Raw genomic sequence first — 16929 nt, forward strand, 5'->3', positions numbered from 1 at the left:
AAATCTCCTATTTCTTAGAAATATTTACTGCAACAGTTTTAAAAGATGGCTCCTTTGAATAAGGATCATAAACTGAAGGAGTAAGTGAATTTGTTTCTATATAGTGAATAGGTGCATATAAATAATATTTTTTAACATTTTCTGAATATACAACATTAAATTCACTAGTTTTTCCGTTTTGAGAAGTAATATTTACTCTTTCGTTTTCTTCTATATTTAACTCTTTAGCTAACTCTGGATTCATTAATACATAAGATTCTTTGCTATAAATCTTGTTATGTTCAATTTCTCTTGATCTAACTTGAGTATGCCATTGACCAACTGTTCCTCTTCCACTATTAAATATATAAGGGAACTCTTTTGAAGCCTTTGTTGGATTTTCAGCTATATCTTCAAAGAAAATCTTAGCCTTCTTAGATGGTGTATAGTAATTTCCATCTTCATATAATCTTCTTTCATCTTCTTCCAATACTTGTCCTTCTCTAAATGGCCATTGAACCCCTCTAGAGCCACTCATATTTTCGCCTTCTAACATTTCATAAGTAACCCCAGTAATGTCACAAGGCATTCCCTTAGAACACTTCTTTAATAATTCAAAAGTATCTCTTGGTGTCTTCCAATTATCTAATAAGCTTCCCATTCCTAACTCTTCACCAATTTTGAAGAATATTTCAAAATCAGAAAGTTCTCCTTCTTCTTTAGCTATAACAGGATTTACCTTTGATAGTCTACGTTCAGTATTTATAAGTACACCTTCTTTTTTAATTGCTGGAACAGAAGGTAAATATAAGTCACAAAGCTTAGCTGTATCTGTATCTTCATATATATCTTGAACCACTAAGAAATCTAAATTCTTAACAGCATCTAAAAATTGCTTATTATTAGTAAATGAATGTCTTGGGTTTGTACAAATTACCCATAATCCTTTAATTTCTCCTGCAATAGCTTTTTCTATTATAACGTTATATGGTAAAGTAGGCTTAGTTATAAGAACATCTTCCTCTACACCTAAAGCTTCAGCAACTGCCTTTCTTCTTACTGGATTATCGAAATCTCCACCACCATAAAGTCCTGCAGTATTACTAAAAGCTCTTGAGCCCATTGCATTACATTGCCCTGTTAATGAATTAGCTCCTGTCCCTGGTCTTCCTATATTTCCAGTTATTAAAGCTAAGTTAATTATTGACTGTGCTGTTCTAACTGCTTGGTATCCTTGATTAACCCCCATTGTCCACCAGAAAGATACTCTTTTACCATTATGTATTATTTCTGCAAGCTCTAACACTCTTTCTTTAGATATTCCTGTATTTTCTTCTACATCCTCTAAATTAAATTTAGAAACATGATTCTTAAACTCTTCAAATCCTTCAGTATGTTCTTCTATATATTTATTGTCAATCCAACCATTTTGAATTAACGTATTCGCTAATGTGTACATTAAAACTAAATCAGCCTTTGGCTTAATATCTATCCATATATCTGAATTTAATGCTGTTTCTGATCTTCTTGGATCTATTGTAATTATTTTTGCTTCTTTATTTCCTCTTATTCTTCCCCAGAATACTGGATGAGCAATTACAGGGTTAGCTCCTATTAAGAATATTGTATCTGATAGTTCAGCGTCATTTAAAGTATAAGGAGGAGCATCAAATCCAAAACTTTGCTTATGAGCTACAACAGATGTTGCCATACATAATCTAGTATTTCCATCTCCATGCATTCCCATATAGTTTCTACCAACATGACCTAATAAAGCCATTTCTTCAGTAGTCATTTGGCCTGTACTAATATATGCAACACTTTCTTTTCCATATTTATTTTGAATATTTGTCATTTTTTCAGCAAATAGTTTAATTCCTTCGTCCCAAGATACTTCCTTCATTTCTCCATTTTCATCTCTTACTAATGGAGACTTTCTTGCCTTTATTTTAGTTTGTTGCTTATCCAAGTTTAAACCTTTTATACAACAGAACCCTTTATTAACTGGGTAATCTTTAGTAGGCGAAACTCTCTTTATTTCTCCACCTTCAACATGAAAGTCTACATTACATGCTAAAGCACATAAGTTACAAGTTGATTGAATCTTTCTCATATATATACATCTCCACTTCTAATAATAGAAATTAATTAAACAATTATATTTTATCATTAATAATTTATAGAAACTGTGATTATTATCACAGTATTATTAACTTTTGTTATTTAATTCACAATTAATAATGAGTTATTTTTTACTGTATAATGGGTTAATATAATTGACTTTGGTAAAAAATTCAACTATACTATTTTTATATTAGATGAAAGGGGTAATAATATGTTAGATAGTAAATTAGATTTATTAATTAGAAATAGCACTGTTTTAGAAAATGCGAAATCAAGCTTTGGAATGGGAACCTTTAAAAGGTGTAATGCATTAAATCTGACTTTAAGAAATATTGAAGCTGATATAGATAAAATTAATGAATGTATTTCTATAATAAAAGGAAATTCAAGTATTTTTTCTAACTTCAGAGGAAATAACTTATTAACTACTGCCGTTAATTTATCAATGAAAAATAATCCCAATGAAAGTTTTCACGAAATTATGGATATTTATAAAAAATTAAAAGATAGATTTTTTACTAATGAATTTTTAGTGCTAGCTGCACAAACAATTTATAATTACAAAGAAGATAATGAAATAGATTCGTTAGTAATTAATACTAGAAAAGCTTATGATCTTATGAAAGAAAATCATTTATTTTTAACTGGACATGAAGATATTTGTTCAGCAGCTTTAATTGCTACAACATCTAAAGACTTAGACAAAACCTTCAAAGATATGGAGGAATGCTATAGTATTTTAAGAAAAAATGGTTTTATTGCTGGCAATAATCTTCAAAGTTTAACTCACATACTTTCACTTTTCGAAGGTTCACCTGAAGAAAAATGTGAAAAGGTAATTTTATTAAATAAAACCTTAAAGAAACACTCAACAGCATTAAAAAGTTATTCCCTACCAATTTTAGGTGTAGTGGCTCTAACTAATTATGATTATGAAAATTTTGCTAATGAGTTAACTTCAACAACTAAAAAATTATCAAAACATCGTGGATTTGGAATTTTTTCTTTAGATTCAGTAATAAGAAATATGATAGCCGCTTCATTGGTTTCCTTAGAAGCAATTGAAAATACTGATTCCTCAATTAAAGATAAATTAATAGAAACAACAAATAGTATATCATTAAATATAGTTATAATTATGCAAATAGCGGCAGCTTCTGCTGCTAGTGCTGCAGCTGCAGCCGCTGCTGCTAGCAACTAATTAAAAATCCTTAAAGTTTAATCTATAAACTTTAAGGATTTTTCCATTCCATCTTCCCCTATAATAGTATTAGTAAATATTGATGTTGCATTTTCTATAAATTCACTTGGATCAATCATAGCAGGACTAAAGTGTGTTAGTAAAAGTTCATTAACCTTTCCTAACTTAGCTAAAGTAGCAGCTTCTTTAAAAGTCATATGCTTATTTTTTATAGCTTTATGAATATCAGCATCACTCCCATAAGTCCCTTCACATATAAATAAATCACTATCTGCAATTAAATTTATTATTTTTTCATCAGGTCTTGTATCAGTAATATAACTTAATTTTATACCATTTCTTTCATCACCTAGAACCATTGAACTATCATAAGTTATTCCTTCAAAATTAACTACTTCTTCTTTTTGCAATTTACTCCATAAAACTTTAGGTACCTTCATTTCTATAGCTTTATCTATATTGAACTTTCTTCTTCTCTTAAAATATAAACTATATCCTAAACATGCTGCTGAATGATCAAGTTCTTCTGCTTTAAGAATAACCTCACACTTACTTATATCACATAAATCTAAATTAGCTTTATTTAATGCAAATCCCAATTCCTTTCTATTCTCTTCTACCTTTAGCTCATAAGGTAAATATGGAAATAACACACTAAGCCCCTTAATAACATCTTTTATCCCTGTTGGTCCAATAATAGTTAAAGGTTCTTCTCTACCACTATTCCCAATAGTTGCAAGTAGTCCAGGTAACCCTACTATATGATCTCCATGTACATGAGTTATTAGTATTATATCTATTGCTTTAAATCCTAGCTTATTTTTCCTTATGGCAACTTGAGTTCCTTCACCAACATCTATTAATATTTTTCTTCCACTAAAATTAATAAAAAGTGATGATAAATGTCTATTTGGCATAGGCATTCCACCACCACAACCAAGTAAAGTTAAATCTATCAAAAAAACACCTCTTTTGTGCTACGCACAGTTAATAGTTAAAAGTGAATAGTGAATAATTGTGGAAAGGAGCTGTTTTCACAGCTCCAAATAAAAATATATATTTTAGAAATTCTTAAGGAGTTTATCCCTTAGTTCTTCATTATTTACTATTACCTATTCATTATTTTGCAAGTTCTAGGGCAATTTCCATCATATCTGTAAAGCTTTCTTGTCTTTCTTCTGGTGTTGTTTCTATTCCTTTAAATACATGATCTGAAATTGTTAATATAGATAATGCTTCTACATTATATTTTGCAGCAAGGGTATATAATTCTGCTGATTCCATTTCCACAGCTAAGCATCCATATTCTGCCCATAAATTTAAGCCACCTACATTTGTATCATCATAAAATAAGTCTGAAGATAAAACATTACCAACCTTTATATTTAATCCCTTTTCTTTTCCTTTATTATATGCTTCTAATAAAAGTTCAAAGTTTGCTGTAGGAGCATAATCCATTCCTAAAAATCTTCTATTATTTATTGCTGAGTTAGTAGATGCACTTTGTGCTAATACTATATCTCTTACATTCACATTATCGTTAATTGAACCAGCTGAGCCAATTCTAATAAGTCTTTTAGCTCCATAAAATCTAATTAACTCATTTACATAAATTGAGTGTGATGGCAATCCCATTCCTGTTCCTTGTACTGATATTCTTTTTCCCTTGTATGTACCAGTATAACCATACATTCCTCTAACTGTATTATAGCAAACAGGATTTTCTAAGTAAGTTTCTGCTATAAACTTTGCTCTTAGTGGATCTCCTGGTAATAATACTGTTTCTGCTATTGCTCCTTCGCTAGCCATTATGTGTAAATGCTTTGCCATATCAAAAGCCTCCTTAATATATTTACAAATTACTTTTTATAATACAATTATTATTATATACTTATATCATTGATTTAAAAAGATTTATCTTAAACTCTTACTTAATTATTATTACTTATTATCCCCTTAATTATTTCTCTCATTTTACCAATCATATACAAAGATCCAGAAGCTAATATTATATCATCTTCATTAGCTCTATTAATTGCATAGTTAGCTGCCTTTTTATAATCTTCAAAGGATAAACAATTCTTATTGTATTTCAAAACTTTCTTCTTTAAATCTTCTGAATTTGTAGCTCTATTTGAGTTAGAGGTAACAGTATATACTTCCTTAGCCATAGGAGCAATAATTTCCAACATTTTTTCTACTTCTTTATCGCCTAAAATTCCTAGTATTAAATATAAATTTTTATATTTAAAGTATTCTTCTATATTCTTTTTTAAATACTGAACGCCATCTACGTTATGAGCACCATCAACTACAATATATGGTTTTTCATTTAATATTTCTAGTCTACCCTTCCACTTTACCATCCTAGTAGCTAGTTTTAATATATTTATATCTAAATTAATGTATTTTAAATTATCTAATTCTTTTAAAGCTTCAATAGCTAAAGATAAGTTAAGCATTTGATGTTTTCCTAATAAAGATAAATTAAGTATCTCTTCTTTGCCATTAATATTAACTAAAATCTTTTGATTTATATTATTGTCCCTATTGATTTCTAAAATTTTATAATTATTAGGATTTACTATAATTAAATTAGAATTTTCTTTTATAGCTTTTTCTGTAATAACTCTTATTACTTCATCTCTTTGAATATAAGTAACTATAGGAATTCCTCTTTTTATTATTCCTGCTTTTTCTTTAGATATTTCTTCTATTGTATTTCCTAAAATATTCATATGATCCATACTAATAGAAGTAATAATTGATAAAATAGGAGTTAATACATTTGTTGAATCTAATCTTCCTCCTAACCCAACTTCAATAATTCCAAAATCCACCTTTTGTCTATATAAATATAAAAACATTATACAAGTTAAAACTTCAAATTCAGTTGGGTGATTAAAACCTTCCTTAACTACTTGATTTACAAAAGGTTTTATTTCATTTATTAAACTTATAAAATCCTCTTCTTTAATATTATTATCATTTATTCTTATAGTTTCTTCTATTTCCTCCAAATGTGGAGAATTAAAGAAACCTATCTTATAACCATGTTCAATTAACACTTTACCTAAAATTGCAGATGTTGAACCTTTTCCATTAGTACCTGCTATATGTATAAGTTTTAATTTTTTATGTGGATTACCTAATAACTCAAGTAATCTTTCTGTACGCTCAAGTCCATAATTTGATCCAAGCACTCTTAACTCCTCTAAATATTTAAGTGTATCTATATCTTTCATTTATACCATCCCTTTAACTTCATTTGAAATATGATTTAAAAACTTTTCCATTGTATCATTTATTCCTAAATAGCTTAACATCCTACTACCAACAGCATCTTCAAATTCGTTAAATAAAAGTTCTCCATTTCTTAGAAGTAAAAAATCTATTCCACCGAAGTCTATATTTAAATTTTCTAATATCTTATTAATAATCTTTTCTTCTTTGTTAGAATAATTGTAGATCTGAACATCTCCACCCTTTGTAAAATTTGATATAATACTATTTTCCTTAGGAATTCTAATTACAGCATGTTCAATTTTATTTTTTATAACATAAAATCTTATATCACCAATATAATCTTCAATATATTCTTGATAAACATTTTTACTAAAATCTAAATTATCATATTCATTAACTATTCTAATGTCAGAACCACCATGCCCATTTTTAGGTTTTTCTATAACTTTATTTATTTTAAAACTATTATCTAAATTTCTAAAAACCTTTGGATATTTTATTCCTAAAGTATCTATATAATCATAAGCAATTAATTTATCATTACCTAAAATACAAAACTTATAGTTGTTATAAACTCTAATTCCTTCTTCTTCCAACTTATAAGTAAGATTAAAATTTCTAGATCTATTTATTGCAAATTTAAAATTATATTCTAAATCATTAATATCTTTATCTAATATAAGTCTTATATTAAGTCCTCTTTTTCTTCCTTCTTCAATAAGCCAACTTATATATGAATTATTTTTCTCTATATCTTTTTCATTGTATATTAAAATACCATCAATCATAAAATTTCCCCTAAAATATATTCTAATATTTTCTTACCAAAGCCTTTTCCATATATTTTTTCAAAGCTTAGAAAATTCAAATTTGAATTTACTTCGCAAAGTAATGGCTTATTATTTTCTCCAAATAATAAATCCACCCCCGAGAAATCTAACCCAAGTACTTTATGTGCCTTTAGTGCAATTTCTTCTTGCTCTTTATTTAGCTCTACTAAAGTACCCTTACCACCTTGAGATATATTGGCTCTGAAATCTCTTTCTGATGTTCTAAGCATAGCCCCTATAACTTTATCTCCAATAATATTAACTCTTATATCTTTTCCAAAGCTACTTTTTATATTTTCTTGAATTATAAAATCTATTTTATTTTTATTTAGATCTTTAACTTTATTAATAAATTCTTCCCTATTATTTATTAAGTAAACCTGCATTCCAAAGGAACCCATAGCTTCTTTTATTATTACACTTTCCCCTAAAGCTTCATAGCAGTTAATTAAATAATCTTCACTATTTAATAAATAATCAAATATCATTGGAGATATAATAGTTTTCGGCATACTTATACTATTGTTTGAAAGAACTAAATGCATAAGACCCTTATGATCACAATTCTTAATAGCAGTACTAGAATTAAAAACTCTATAACCCATTTTTTCTAAGTGACTTGCAAGTAATACATCCTTATCCCAAAAAATAATAAACTTTGGTTCTTCCACTTTTCTACTATAAATTAGCTTGGCTTCTCCATTATTATCATACATAGGAATTAATTCTGTATTTTTTATAGCCTCTAAATTTATACCTAACTTCCTAGCATCTTCAACTAAGGAATCTACAAGCTCTATTATTTTAGTAATATTTAATGTTCCATTATAAATTATCCATCCAGTCATATTCAACCTACTCTCTTATTATGTAGTATTAATTAACCTATTTTTATCACTTTTAAAATTCTTTGTCAACCTTTATACTATAATTATTATACTTAACAAAAGGAGCCTAATCATGAATGATTTAAATGAAATTTTAGATTTAGATTTAAATAAAATATCTATATACGAAATAAATGAAGAAAAACTAGTTTCTTTAAAGAATTGCGATTACTATATAAAAAATAACTTTTATTTTTGGTTAATTAATAAAATAAATACTCTTGAAACTAAAAATCTTTATAAAGAACTAGCTTATGGTCATTATTTAATGTCTTATTATATTTTTATAGTGTTAACACCATTATCTTATGAAGAGTTAGCATTTTACCATATAGAAAAAGCTTTAAAATATGATGATAATATAGATTATAAAGAGTGGATTCTCATTTTTGCTACTTTGCCTAACCCATTTTTAAAAACTTATGCTGCAATAAAAATAGCAGAAGAAGTTCTAGAAAAAGATCCAAATAGCAATTTAGCAAATACTATTTTACAAATCTTTTAATATAAATAAATTAAGGGAGTATCGCTAATAGATGTTAATCTATTAACTATTCTCCCTTAATTTATTTTCGTAATTTGGCACAAATTACAACCTTAACTATTCACTATTACCTTTTAGTTCTTAACTAATTTAAAGCTTCTATTCTAACTAAAACAGCATTTAGCATTTCTTGATATTTTTCTCTCTTTTCTTTTTCTCCATCTATTACAGCTTGAGGAGCTTTAGAAACGAAACCTTGGTTAGAAAGCTTTTTATCTATTCTTTCAACTTCACCTTCTAGCTTTTTCTTTTCTTTATTTAATCTTTCAAGTTCCTTTTCCTTATCTACTAAGTCTAAAAGTGGCATAAATAATTCTCCACCTTTAACAACTAAAGATACCGCATTTTCTGGAACTTCATTTTTATCAGTTATAAATACTACTTCAGATGCAGATGCTAGCTTTTCAATATAGTTAACTCCTGAAGTAAATGCTTCCTTTGCTTCATTTGTAGCATGTGCTATAACCTTAGCTTTCCTTGATGGTGGAACATTCATTTCTGCTCTAACATTTCTTAAGCCTTTAATTGCTTCAATTATAAAGTCCATATCTTTTTCTGCTTTATCATTTTCTAAAGCTTCCTTATATTCTGGCCAGTTTGAAAGAACTATTGAATCTCCATCTGTTAATGTAGTATATATTTCTTCAGTTATAAATGGCATTACTGGATGTAATAACTTAAGTCCTGTTTGTAATACTTCATTTAAAACATTGTAAACTATACCTTTAGCTTTTTCATCTTCTCCGTATAATACTCCCTTAACTAATTCTATATACCAATCACAGAATTCAGTCCACATAAAGTCATATACTTTTTGAAGTGCAATTCCAAGTTCATATTTTTCCATGTTTTCAGTTACTTCTTTAACTAAAGTATTCATTCTTGAAAGAATCCATTTATCAGCTAAGCTATATTCCTTGCAATCAGCATATTTATTCATTACTTCTTTATCTAAGTTCATCATTACAAATCTAGATGCATTCCACATCTTATTTGCAAAGTTTCTAGCAGCTTCAACTCTTTCTGGAATATATCTTATATCATTTCCTGGTGAGTTACCAGTAACTAACATAAATCTTAAAGCATCTGCACCATATTCATCTATAACTTCTAATGGGTCAACTCCATTACCTAAAGATTTACTCATTTTTCTTCCTTGTGAATCTCTTATAATACCATGTATTAGAACTGTGTCAAATGGAGTTTTATCCATATTGTGTATTCCTGAGAATATCATTCTTGCAACCCAGAAGAAGATAATATCATATCCAGTTACTAAAACATTTGTTGGATAGAAGTACTCTAAATCCTCTGTTTTATTTGGCCAACCTAAAGTTGAGAAAGGCCATAAAGCTGATGAAAACCAAGTATCTAATACATCTTCATCTTGATGTAAGTGTTTAGATCCACACTTAGGACAAACATCTGGTGCATCCACTTCAACTATAATTTCTCTACAATCATTACAGTACCAAACTGGGATTCTATGTCCCCACCACAATTGTCTTGAAATACACCAATCTTGAATATTTTCCATCCAGTTAAAGTATATCTTATCAAATCTTTCTGGAACGAACTTAGTTTCATTATTTTTAACTACTTCTATAGCTGGTTTAGCTAAAGATTCCATTTTAACATACCATTGTTTAGATATGATAGGCTCTATAACAGTTCCACATCTATCGTGGGTTCCAACATTATGAGTGTGAGGTTTAACTTTAACTAATAAACCTTGTTCCTCTAAATCTTTAACCATTTGCTTTCTAGCTTCGTATCTATCTAAGCCTTTATATTTTCCTCCAAGCTCATTAATAACTCCATGGTCATCCATAACTCTAATTTGTGGTAAATTATGTCTAAGTCCAACTTGGAAATCATTAGGATCGTGAGCAGGTGTTATTTTAACAGCACCTGTTCCAAACTCCATATCAACATAATCATCTGCAACTATAGGAATTTCTCTATCTGTTAAAGGTAACTTTATCATCTTTCCTACTAAAGCTTTGAATCTATCATCATTTGGATTTACAGCAACAGCAGTATCACCAAGTAGTGTTTCTGGTCTTGTAGTTGCTATTTCTAAATATCCACTACCATCAGCTAATGGGTAATTTATATGCCAGAAGAAACCTTCTTTTTCTTCATATTCTATTTCTGCATCTGAAAGTGCTGTTGTACACTTTGGACACCAATTTGTTATTCTATTTCCTTGATATATTAAACCTTCATTATATAGTTTAACGAAAACAGTTCTAACTGCCTTATTTAAGTTTTCGTCCATAGTAAAGGCTTCTCTTGAGAAATCGCAAGAAACTCCCATTTTCTTAAGCTGAGTTCTTATAGTGCCTCTATATTCATTTGCCCATTCCCAAACTTTTTCAAGGAAAGCTTCTCTTCCCATTTCTTTTTTAACTAAGCCTTCTTTTAAAAGCTCATTTTCAACCTTAACTTCAGTTGCAATTGAAGCATGGTCTTGACCTGGAAGCCATAAAGTACAATATCCTTGCATTCTCTTAAATCTTATAAGCATATCTTGAAGAGTATTATCAAGTGCATGACCTAAGTGAAGCTTACCAGTTATATTTGGTGGTGGCATAACTATTGAAAAAGGCTTCTTATTTTTATCAATTACAGGTGTAAAATACTTATTTTCTTCCCAATTTTTATAAATTCTTTCTTCAAAGTCTTTTGGATTATAAGTTGTTGCTAAGTTTTTATTTTCTGACATTTAAAATCCTCCTTTATTTAATAAACCAATAATAATTTCATTATAGTTTTAATTTTTTATATAAAAAAAGAGCCTTCATCACAAAAGGACGAAGACTCGCGGTACCACCTTTATTCTTAACATATAAATATATTAAGCTCTTTATTTATTAACGACTAAGACAGCCGCCTTTACCTACTTAGTTTCAGTAAAGATGCTCAAAAGCTACCTTCAGGGTACTTTAATATAGAAGGCTTTCAGCCGGTGACCTTCATTCTCTTTATATACAGTATTGCTTACTCCTCTTTCTCATTGCTTTTAATATATGATTTTGTATAGATATATTATAATATATTATTATTTTTGTCAATATAAAAGAAATGAAAGAATTAAAGAAAAACTCCTAGGGGAGTTTTAATAACTAACTTATTTTATGATTATTTGGAGCTGTTATACAGCTCCCATATTCTTAAATTATAAAATCCTTTGGATTATGTTCTTTTGCTTTTGGTTCCCCAAAAGCTGCCTTTACACTTTCTACTTGTGGATTATGATTAATATGTTTCTTATGACTATTTTTAGATTTCTTACTCATTTCTTTCACCTCCAAGTTTGTATCATTAGCTTATGTAAAAGAAATATGATTTATGTACTTATCCTTCAATCCATTCCATGTCTTTAATAAACTCATTAACAAAATCTTCACTCATACTTGGATTTATAGTTTCTTCATGAGTTATAGTTGCTATAGACATTGCAATAGCATATTTTACAGTATCTTTAATAGATAATTTATTCATATATCCATATCCAACACCTGCTACAAAAGAGTCTCCAGCTCCTGTAACATTTTTAACTTCAACTGCTGTAGTTCTTATTTTACCTTCTTCCTTTGAGTTTTTATAATATATTCCATCAGCATCTAAGCTAATAAATACATTTTCAACTCCTAAAGATCTAAAATAATTAGCAGCTTTAACTAAATCATTATCACTTTCTATTTTAAATCTACATAAAAGTTCTGTTTCTAACCTATTTGGCTTTATAGTATGAAAATACTTAATTAAATGCTCTACCTTTTTTGCTTTTGTTGCAGAAACAGGATCTAAAATAAATTTAGTTTTTCCTTGGAACTTAGTTAATATATATTCTAAAAGCTCTGGATTATCAGCATCTAAAACAACATATTCTGCATTTTCAATAATACTTGCTTTTGAATCAATAAATGCTGAATCCATTTTATTTAAACACTCCATATCTACTATAGCAGATTCCATTTCACCATTTTCATTTAAAACTGCCATATAAGTAGGTGTACATTCTTCTTCTAAAATCAAAGAATTTTCCATATTATATCCTATCTTCATTGAGTTATCTAATATATTCCTACCTTGTTCATCCCCACCTAAGATAGAAATAAATTCTGTATTAACATTAACTCTTGCTAAATTTTCAGCTATGTTCCTACATACTCCTCCTAAAGATATTTTTATTTGTCCAGGTATTGAATCCCTTTTCTGATACTTCTTCCTACTAAAACCTATAATATCTACAATTGATGCTCCTAATACTAAAATATAAGGATTATTCTTACACATACCATCTCTCCTGATCTATATTGTCCATTCTAAAAAAAACATAAATACATTATATTAAAGAAAACTAAAAAAATAAAGTGATTTTTGAAAAACTTTGTCGAATTATATTATGTAAATTATATATATTTTTAATTATCACAGAATATAAAAAATACATATATTGAATAATAATAAATTAATTAGGAAATAATTATATTAATAGAAAGTATATCCAGGAGGTATCTATGCAATCATTTAATGAAGGAAATAAATATTACAATCTTAAGGATTATGAAAAAGCAATAGATTTATACAAAAAATCCATTGAAAATAATGAAAATACAGCATGTTCATATTATAATTGTGGAGTATGCTTTATTAAATTAAAGGAGTTTAACAAAGCTATTGAAATGATAAAAAAAGCTTTATCTATGCAGCAAGAAAGTAAATATTATTTCAATTTAGCTTATTGCTATGCAATGAAAGAAGAAATAAAAAAAGCTTTAATTTACTTTAATATGGCTTGGTCTCTAGATTCATCTGATACTGATTGTGAAAAAGCAATTAAATTAATATTATCTAAAAGTAAGAAAGCCCTATAACCCTTTTTGGTAATAGGACTTTTTTCTTTAACTCTATTATTTGTGCTAAAATTACTATAACTTACTTCCACTCTCCAGCAATTTCTGAGTTTAAATGATCCTTATTAAAATCAGCATTATCAAAGTAATTTCCAGATAAATAAAAAGTTGGATCCACATTAATCCATTTTCCTTCATCCTCCAAATATACTTGATTCCATGCATGAGGTCCATAATTTTGACCATCATAAGCTTCACCAGTAATTATTCTAGTACTTAAACCTACTGCCCTAGACATAGAAACGTAAAGACATGCATAATCAAAGCATATTCCTCTTCTAGTATTCCATGCTTCTATTGATCCACTATTAGATACTCCTTCAGGACTTAGTGCTTTTTCAGCTTTATTATAATCATATATAATATTAGATCCAATCCAAGCATATAATCTTTCTGCCTTTTGCCTATCTGTTTTTGCATTACTTACTATTTCTTTTGCTTTATTATCAATCTCTGGTGAAGATTTTATACCTTCTTCTAAAGTAACTCCATTGTAATATACTATTACATTAGCATTTGATGGTAAGTACTCTTTAAAATCGCTATATTGTAAAATAGGCTTATTTATTGAAACTATACTTTCTAATTTACTATAACCATTTATACTACTAAAAAAATTTACTTTGAATCCTTTTCCAAAAGTAGTATTATATGAAATTACTCCCATAAACATTATAAGAATAATTACTAACCCCTTTAGGAATCCAAAAATTGTAGAAAATAAAATTATCCTAAACTTACCTTTACTTAATAAAATATTATATGCCTTTGTTAAAGGTTCATTTAAAGCCTTTAAAATCCAATATATTATTGACTGTACTAATAGAAAGACTACTCCTAAAATTAATGCTTTAAAAATATTATTGTTAAAAATTGTTAAATTAGGATTATTGCTAATAAACTGCAAAATAATTAAATATATTTTTTCTAAATTTAAAAGCATAAGAAAAAATGTTATAAATATTGAAAAATAATATATTAACCTATTTAGTGAATACTTAGCACTTTCATCTTCCAGTGATCCTTTAATACTATCTTTTATTGAAAAAATCATTAATAAGGTACATATAATATGTGGTAAATATGCAATCATTAATGCATCTCCTTTTAAAAAATTAGTTGTGGTCTACCTTTGTAATTTCTTTTACAACAGATGAAACTATATCATAGCTATATCCCTTTGATAATAAAAATCTATATAACTTTTGTGATAATTTAAATCTATCTGCTTCTCTTTTAGCAATAGTATTATATTTTTTTATTGCTAAATTATATGCAGTATTTTTTTCATATTCACTATCTATATTATAAATTTCTTCATCTATTATTTTATCACTAATTCCTTTTTTAGCCAAATCGTATTTAATCTTTTTTTTCCCTACTTGCTTAAGCTTATCTTTAACGTACATTTTCACATAGTTTTCATCATTAATAAAATTATATTCTTTTAATACATCCATAGTTTTATTAATGGATTCATTATCATATCCTTTTAGTATAAGTTTATCCACTAATTCTTTTTCACTTTTATAAGATTTTTCAACTATTCTTAAAGCAGTAGTCTTACACTTTATATAGTTATCTTCTTTTGCAATAGCATTTATTCTTTCTATGTCTATTTTTTCATTTAATTTAAGCCCTTCTTTATAAACTAGCTCATTGCTTAAAGAAAATGCATAATCATTATCAATATATACATTAGATCTATCTTTATTTCTCTTTTGCACTTCAATTTTTGTAATTACATTCATAAATTTCTCCATGTTAATTAGATTTTAGTAAATGAATTGTTGGATTATTTAAAACAGTTTTTGCAACCTTATGAATCTTATTTATATCTAAACTATTTAACCTTTTCATATCTTCTAGAAACTCGTAAAAATCTTCACCATCTAACCCTTGGTGTAACATATAATTACATAGTTCAGATGGATCTTCTAAGGTAGATATAACTGCCGTCTTATGAACCTTTTTCATAAGTTCTAAATCTCTTTCTCCAATTTCTAAATCACCATTCTTAACTGATTCTATAGTTTCATCAATAGCTTCCTTAGCTGATTCTAAATCTTCTTCTCCAACTGAAGTATAGATATATAAAGTCTTAACATTATTTGTCATATCTATACTAGTATAAATATCATAAGCAAGTCCCCTTTTTTCTCTTACTTCTCTAAATAATAAAGAATTTGAACTTTCTCCTAATCTATGATTTAGGATTCTTAGTGGTAACTCTAAATCTTTACTTAAGTCATAAAAAGTATATAAATATACTATGGTGTTTTGCTCTATATTATTTTTTATTGTAGTTACTGATTTTGGAATATTATTTTCCCCACTAATTACTACTTCTTTCTTTTCGCCAGCCTTCCAAGGTGAAAACACTTTTTTTATTTCATTAAATGCTTCTTCATGTTCTAATGAAGATACTATAGTTACTAATGAATTATTAGGTAAATAATATTTATTATAGAAATCTAATAAATCATTTTTTTTATAAGCTTTAACATTTTTTTCTAAACCTGCCACATCAAATCTTAGAGGATTATTTTTAAAGGCTACTTCATTTGTTCTCTTAAAGCTTAAATCTTCTATATCATCTTTACTTGCTCTCATTTCAGCAAGAATTACTCCTCTTTCTTTTTCTAGCTCTTCGCTATTAAAGTCAGGATTAATAATCATATCACCTATTATCTCTATAGCATTAATTAACTCTTCTTCCAAACAGCTTATTGTATAAACAGTTGAAGTATAATCGGTATAAGCATTATATTCTCCCCCTAAGAATTCAAGTTCATCATTTAATTCTTCATAGGTTCTATCTTTAGTTCCTTTAAATAACATATGTTCAATAAAGTGTGATATTCCCTTTTCATCTATATTCTCATATAAAGATCCAACCTTAATTCCAACATTTATAGAAGTTATTTTAGTATCCTTTTTTATAGTTACTACTTCTAATCCATTATCTAAAAGATGTTTTTTAACATCAAAATTCAATTTAAACATTCTAGCCCACCCATCTCTCACATTATCTTGTTTAAAATAAAATGTGAGTTTCTTAAAAATATAACAATATTATTATATCTATGTTTACAGTAATAATCTACATTATTAAATGTTTTGATTTAAATAATTTGTAATAGTACTTTACCTTATTTTTATTGGCACTTATAATAATTATAACAACATTAAA

The 16929-nt window shown here is 27.5% G+C and carries 15 protein-coding genes and 1 other annotated feature; of the genes, 3 read left to right on the forward strand and 12 right to left on the reverse strand.

Features of this window, described 5'->3' with window-relative positions:
• Nucleotides 1-7 precede the first annotated feature (7 nt).
• Nucleotides 8-2092 carry a molybdopterin oxidoreductase family protein gene (locus ACQRD5_RS09665; protein ID WP_294363355.1) on the reverse strand — a complete coding sequence of 695 codons (2085 nt, stop codon included), beginning with the start codon at nucleotides 2090-2092 and terminating at the stop codon, nucleotides 8-10.
• A gap of 222 nt (nucleotides 2093-2314) precedes the next feature.
• Between ACQRD5_RS09665 and ACQRD5_RS09670 the strand changes: the two genes are divergently transcribed.
• A complete protein-coding gene (locus tag ACQRD5_RS09670) occupies nucleotides 2315-3304 on the forward strand; it encodes a DUF4003 family protein (RefSeq protein ID WP_291628085.1) in 990 nt (329 codons plus the stop codon).
• Between the two features lie 17 nt (nucleotides 3305-3321).
• Here the strand turns inward: ACQRD5_RS09670 and ACQRD5_RS09675 are convergent, their stop codons facing one another.
• From ACQRD5_RS09675 to ACQRD5_RS09695, 5 genes are all read right to left on the reverse strand, one after another.
• Complete coding sequence (locus tag ACQRD5_RS09675) at nucleotides 3322-4263, reverse strand: ribonuclease Z (protein ID WP_291628084.1); 942 nt, start codon at nucleotides 4261-4263, stop codon at nucleotides 3322-3324.
• A gap of 160 nt (nucleotides 4264-4423) precedes the next feature.
• Nucleotides 4424-5134 carry a purine-nucleoside phosphorylase gene (gene deoD / locus ACQRD5_RS09680; protein WP_291628083.1) on the reverse strand — a complete coding sequence of 237 codons (711 nt, stop codon included), beginning with the start codon at nucleotides 5132-5134 and terminating at the stop codon, nucleotides 4424-4426.
• A 101-nt stretch (nucleotides 5135-5235) separates the two neighbouring features.
• Nucleotides 5236-6549 (reverse strand): bifunctional folylpolyglutamate synthase/dihydrofolate synthase, encoded by a 1314-nt coding sequence (locus ACQRD5_RS09685; RefSeq protein WP_291628082.1) that lies wholly within the window; start codon nucleotides 6547-6549, stop codon nucleotides 5236-5238.
• Nucleotides 6550-7338: an ATP-grasp domain-containing protein gene (locus tag ACQRD5_RS09690; RefSeq protein WP_291628081.1), complete on the reverse strand. Its 789-nt coding sequence runs from the start codon at nucleotides 7336-7338 to the stop codon at nucleotides 6550-6552.
• On the reverse strand, nucleotides 7335-8228 hold the full coding sequence (locus tag ACQRD5_RS09695) for an ATP-grasp domain-containing protein (protein ID WP_291628080.1): 894 nt from the start codon (nucleotides 8226-8228) through the stop codon (nucleotides 7335-7337). The genes ACQRD5_RS09690 and ACQRD5_RS09695 overlap by 4 nt, the downstream gene beginning before the upstream one ends.
• Nucleotides 8229-8340: 112 nt before the next feature.
• Here ACQRD5_RS09695 and ACQRD5_RS09700 point away from each other — a divergent pair, with 112 nt between their 5' ends.
• Nucleotides 8341-8772 carry a hypothetical protein gene (locus tag ACQRD5_RS09700; protein WP_294167288.1) on the forward strand — a complete coding sequence of 144 codons (432 nt, stop codon included), beginning with the start codon at nucleotides 8341-8343 and terminating at the stop codon, nucleotides 8770-8772.
• Nucleotides 8773-8896: 124 nt separating this feature from the next.
• On the opposite strand, the gene ACQRD5_RS09705 is transcribed toward ACQRD5_RS09700, so the two are convergent.
• From ACQRD5_RS09705 to ACQRD5_RS09715, 3 genes are all read right to left on the reverse strand, one after another.
• Entirely contained in the window at nucleotides 8897-11539 is a 2643-nt protein-coding gene (locus ACQRD5_RS09705) for a valine--tRNA ligase (protein WP_308780099.1), read from the reverse strand.
• 81 nt (nucleotides 11540-11620) lie between these two features.
• Nucleotides 11621-11840, reverse strand: a binding site (T-box leader).
• Between the two features lie 147 nt (nucleotides 11841-11987).
• On the reverse strand, nucleotides 11988-12113 hold the full coding sequence (locus ACQRD5_RS09710) for a CPC_1213 family protein (RefSeq protein ID WP_291628071.1): 126 nt from the start codon (nucleotides 12111-12113) through the stop codon (nucleotides 11988-11990).
• A gap of 58 nt (nucleotides 12114-12171) precedes the next feature.
• The gene (locus ACQRD5_RS09715; protein WP_291628070.1) at nucleotides 12172-13116 is read right to left on the reverse strand and encodes a carbohydrate kinase family protein; all 945 of its coding nucleotides are present in this window, start codon (nucleotides 13114-13116) and stop codon (nucleotides 12172-12174) included.
• 224 nt (nucleotides 13117-13340) lie between these two features.
• Here ACQRD5_RS09715 and ACQRD5_RS09720 point away from each other — a divergent pair, with 224 nt between their 5' ends.
• Complete coding sequence (locus ACQRD5_RS09720; RefSeq protein WP_291628069.1) at nucleotides 13341-13697, forward strand: tetratricopeptide repeat protein; 357 nt, start codon at nucleotides 13341-13343, stop codon at nucleotides 13695-13697.
• Nucleotides 13698-13758: 61 nt separating this feature from the next.
• Here ACQRD5_RS09720 and ACQRD5_RS09725 read toward each other — a convergent pair whose 3' ends face one another.
• Genes ACQRD5_RS09725 through ACQRD5_RS09735 form a run of 3 tightly spaced genes read right to left on the reverse strand, consistent with a single transcriptional unit; the run spans nucleotide 13759 to nucleotide 16742 of the window.
• The gene (locus ACQRD5_RS09725) at nucleotides 13759-14829 is read right to left on the reverse strand and encodes a transglutaminase-like domain-containing protein (RefSeq protein WP_291628068.1); all 1071 of its coding nucleotides are present in this window, start codon (nucleotides 14827-14829) and stop codon (nucleotides 13759-13761) included.
• 22 nt (nucleotides 14830-14851) lie between these two features.
• On the reverse strand, nucleotides 14852-15487 hold the full coding sequence (recX, locus tag ACQRD5_RS09730; RefSeq protein WP_291628067.1) for a recombination regulator RecX: 636 nt from the start codon (nucleotides 15485-15487) through the stop codon (nucleotides 14852-14854).
• A 13-nt stretch (nucleotides 15488-15500) separates the two neighbouring features.
• A complete protein-coding gene (locus ACQRD5_RS09735; RefSeq protein WP_291628066.1) occupies nucleotides 15501-16742 on the reverse strand; it encodes a M16 family metallopeptidase in 1242 nt (413 codons plus the stop codon).
• Nucleotides 16743-16929 lie beyond the last annotated feature (187 nt).

This window comes from Clostridium sp. SGI.024, from assembly GCF_050315195.1.
Lineage (GTDB): Bacteria > Bacillota > Clostridia > Clostridiales > Clostridiaceae > Clostridium.

What these genes read in the sequence shown, in the direction of transcription:
- ACQRD5_RS09665 (WP_294363355.1), bottom strand. Translation starts at nt 2,092, where the DNA reads ATGAGAAAGATTCAATCAACTTGTAACTTATGTGCTTTAGCATGTAAT.
- ACQRD5_RS09670 (WP_291628085.1), top strand. Translation starts at nt 2,315, where the DNA reads ATGTTAGATAGTAAATTAGATTTATTAATTAGAAATAGCACTGTTTTA.
- deoD (WP_291628083.1), bottom strand. Translation starts at nt 5,134, where the DNA reads ATGGCAAAGCATTTACACATAATGGCTAGCGAAGGAGCAATAGCAGAA.
- ACQRD5_RS09685 (WP_291628082.1), bottom strand. Translation starts at nt 6,549, where the DNA reads ATGAAAGATATAGATACACTTAAATATTTAGAGGAGTTAAGAGTGCTT.
- ACQRD5_RS09690 (WP_291628081.1), bottom strand. Translation starts at nt 7,338, where the DNA reads ATGATTGATGGTATTTTAATATACAATGAAAAAGATATAGAGAAAAAT.
- ACQRD5_RS09695 (WP_291628080.1), bottom strand. Translation starts at nt 8,228, where the DNA reads ATGACTGGATGGATAATTTATAATGGAACATTAAATATTACTAAAATA.
- ACQRD5_RS09700 (WP_294167288.1), top strand. Translation starts at nt 8,341, where the DNA reads ATGAATGATTTAAATGAAATTTTAGATTTAGATTTAAATAAAATATCT.
- ACQRD5_RS09705 (WP_308780099.1), bottom strand. Translation starts at nt 11,539, where the DNA reads ATGTCAGAAAATAAAAACTTAGCAACAACTTATAATCCAAAAGACTTT.
- ACQRD5_RS09710 (WP_291628071.1), bottom strand. Translation starts at nt 12,113, where the DNA reads ATGAGTAAGAAATCTAAAAATAGTCATAAGAAACATATTAATCATAAT.
- ACQRD5_RS09715 (WP_291628070.1), bottom strand. Translation starts at nt 13,116, where the DNA reads ATGTGTAAGAATAATCCTTATATTTTAGTATTAGGAGCATCAATTGTA.
- ACQRD5_RS09720 (WP_291628069.1), top strand. Translation starts at nt 13,341, where the DNA reads ATGCAATCATTTAATGAAGGAAATAAATATTACAATCTTAAGGATTAT.
- ACQRD5_RS09725 (WP_291628068.1), bottom strand. Translation starts at nt 14,829, where the DNA reads ATGATTGCATATTTACCACATATTATATGTACCTTATTAATGATTTTT.
- recX (WP_291628067.1), bottom strand. Translation starts at nt 15,487, where the DNA reads ATGAATGTAATTACAAAAATTGAAGTGCAAAAGAGAAATAAAGATAGA.
- ACQRD5_RS09735 (WP_291628066.1), bottom strand. Translation starts at nt 16,742, where the DNA reads ATGTTTAAATTGAATTTTGATGTTAAAAAACATCTTTTAGATAATGGA.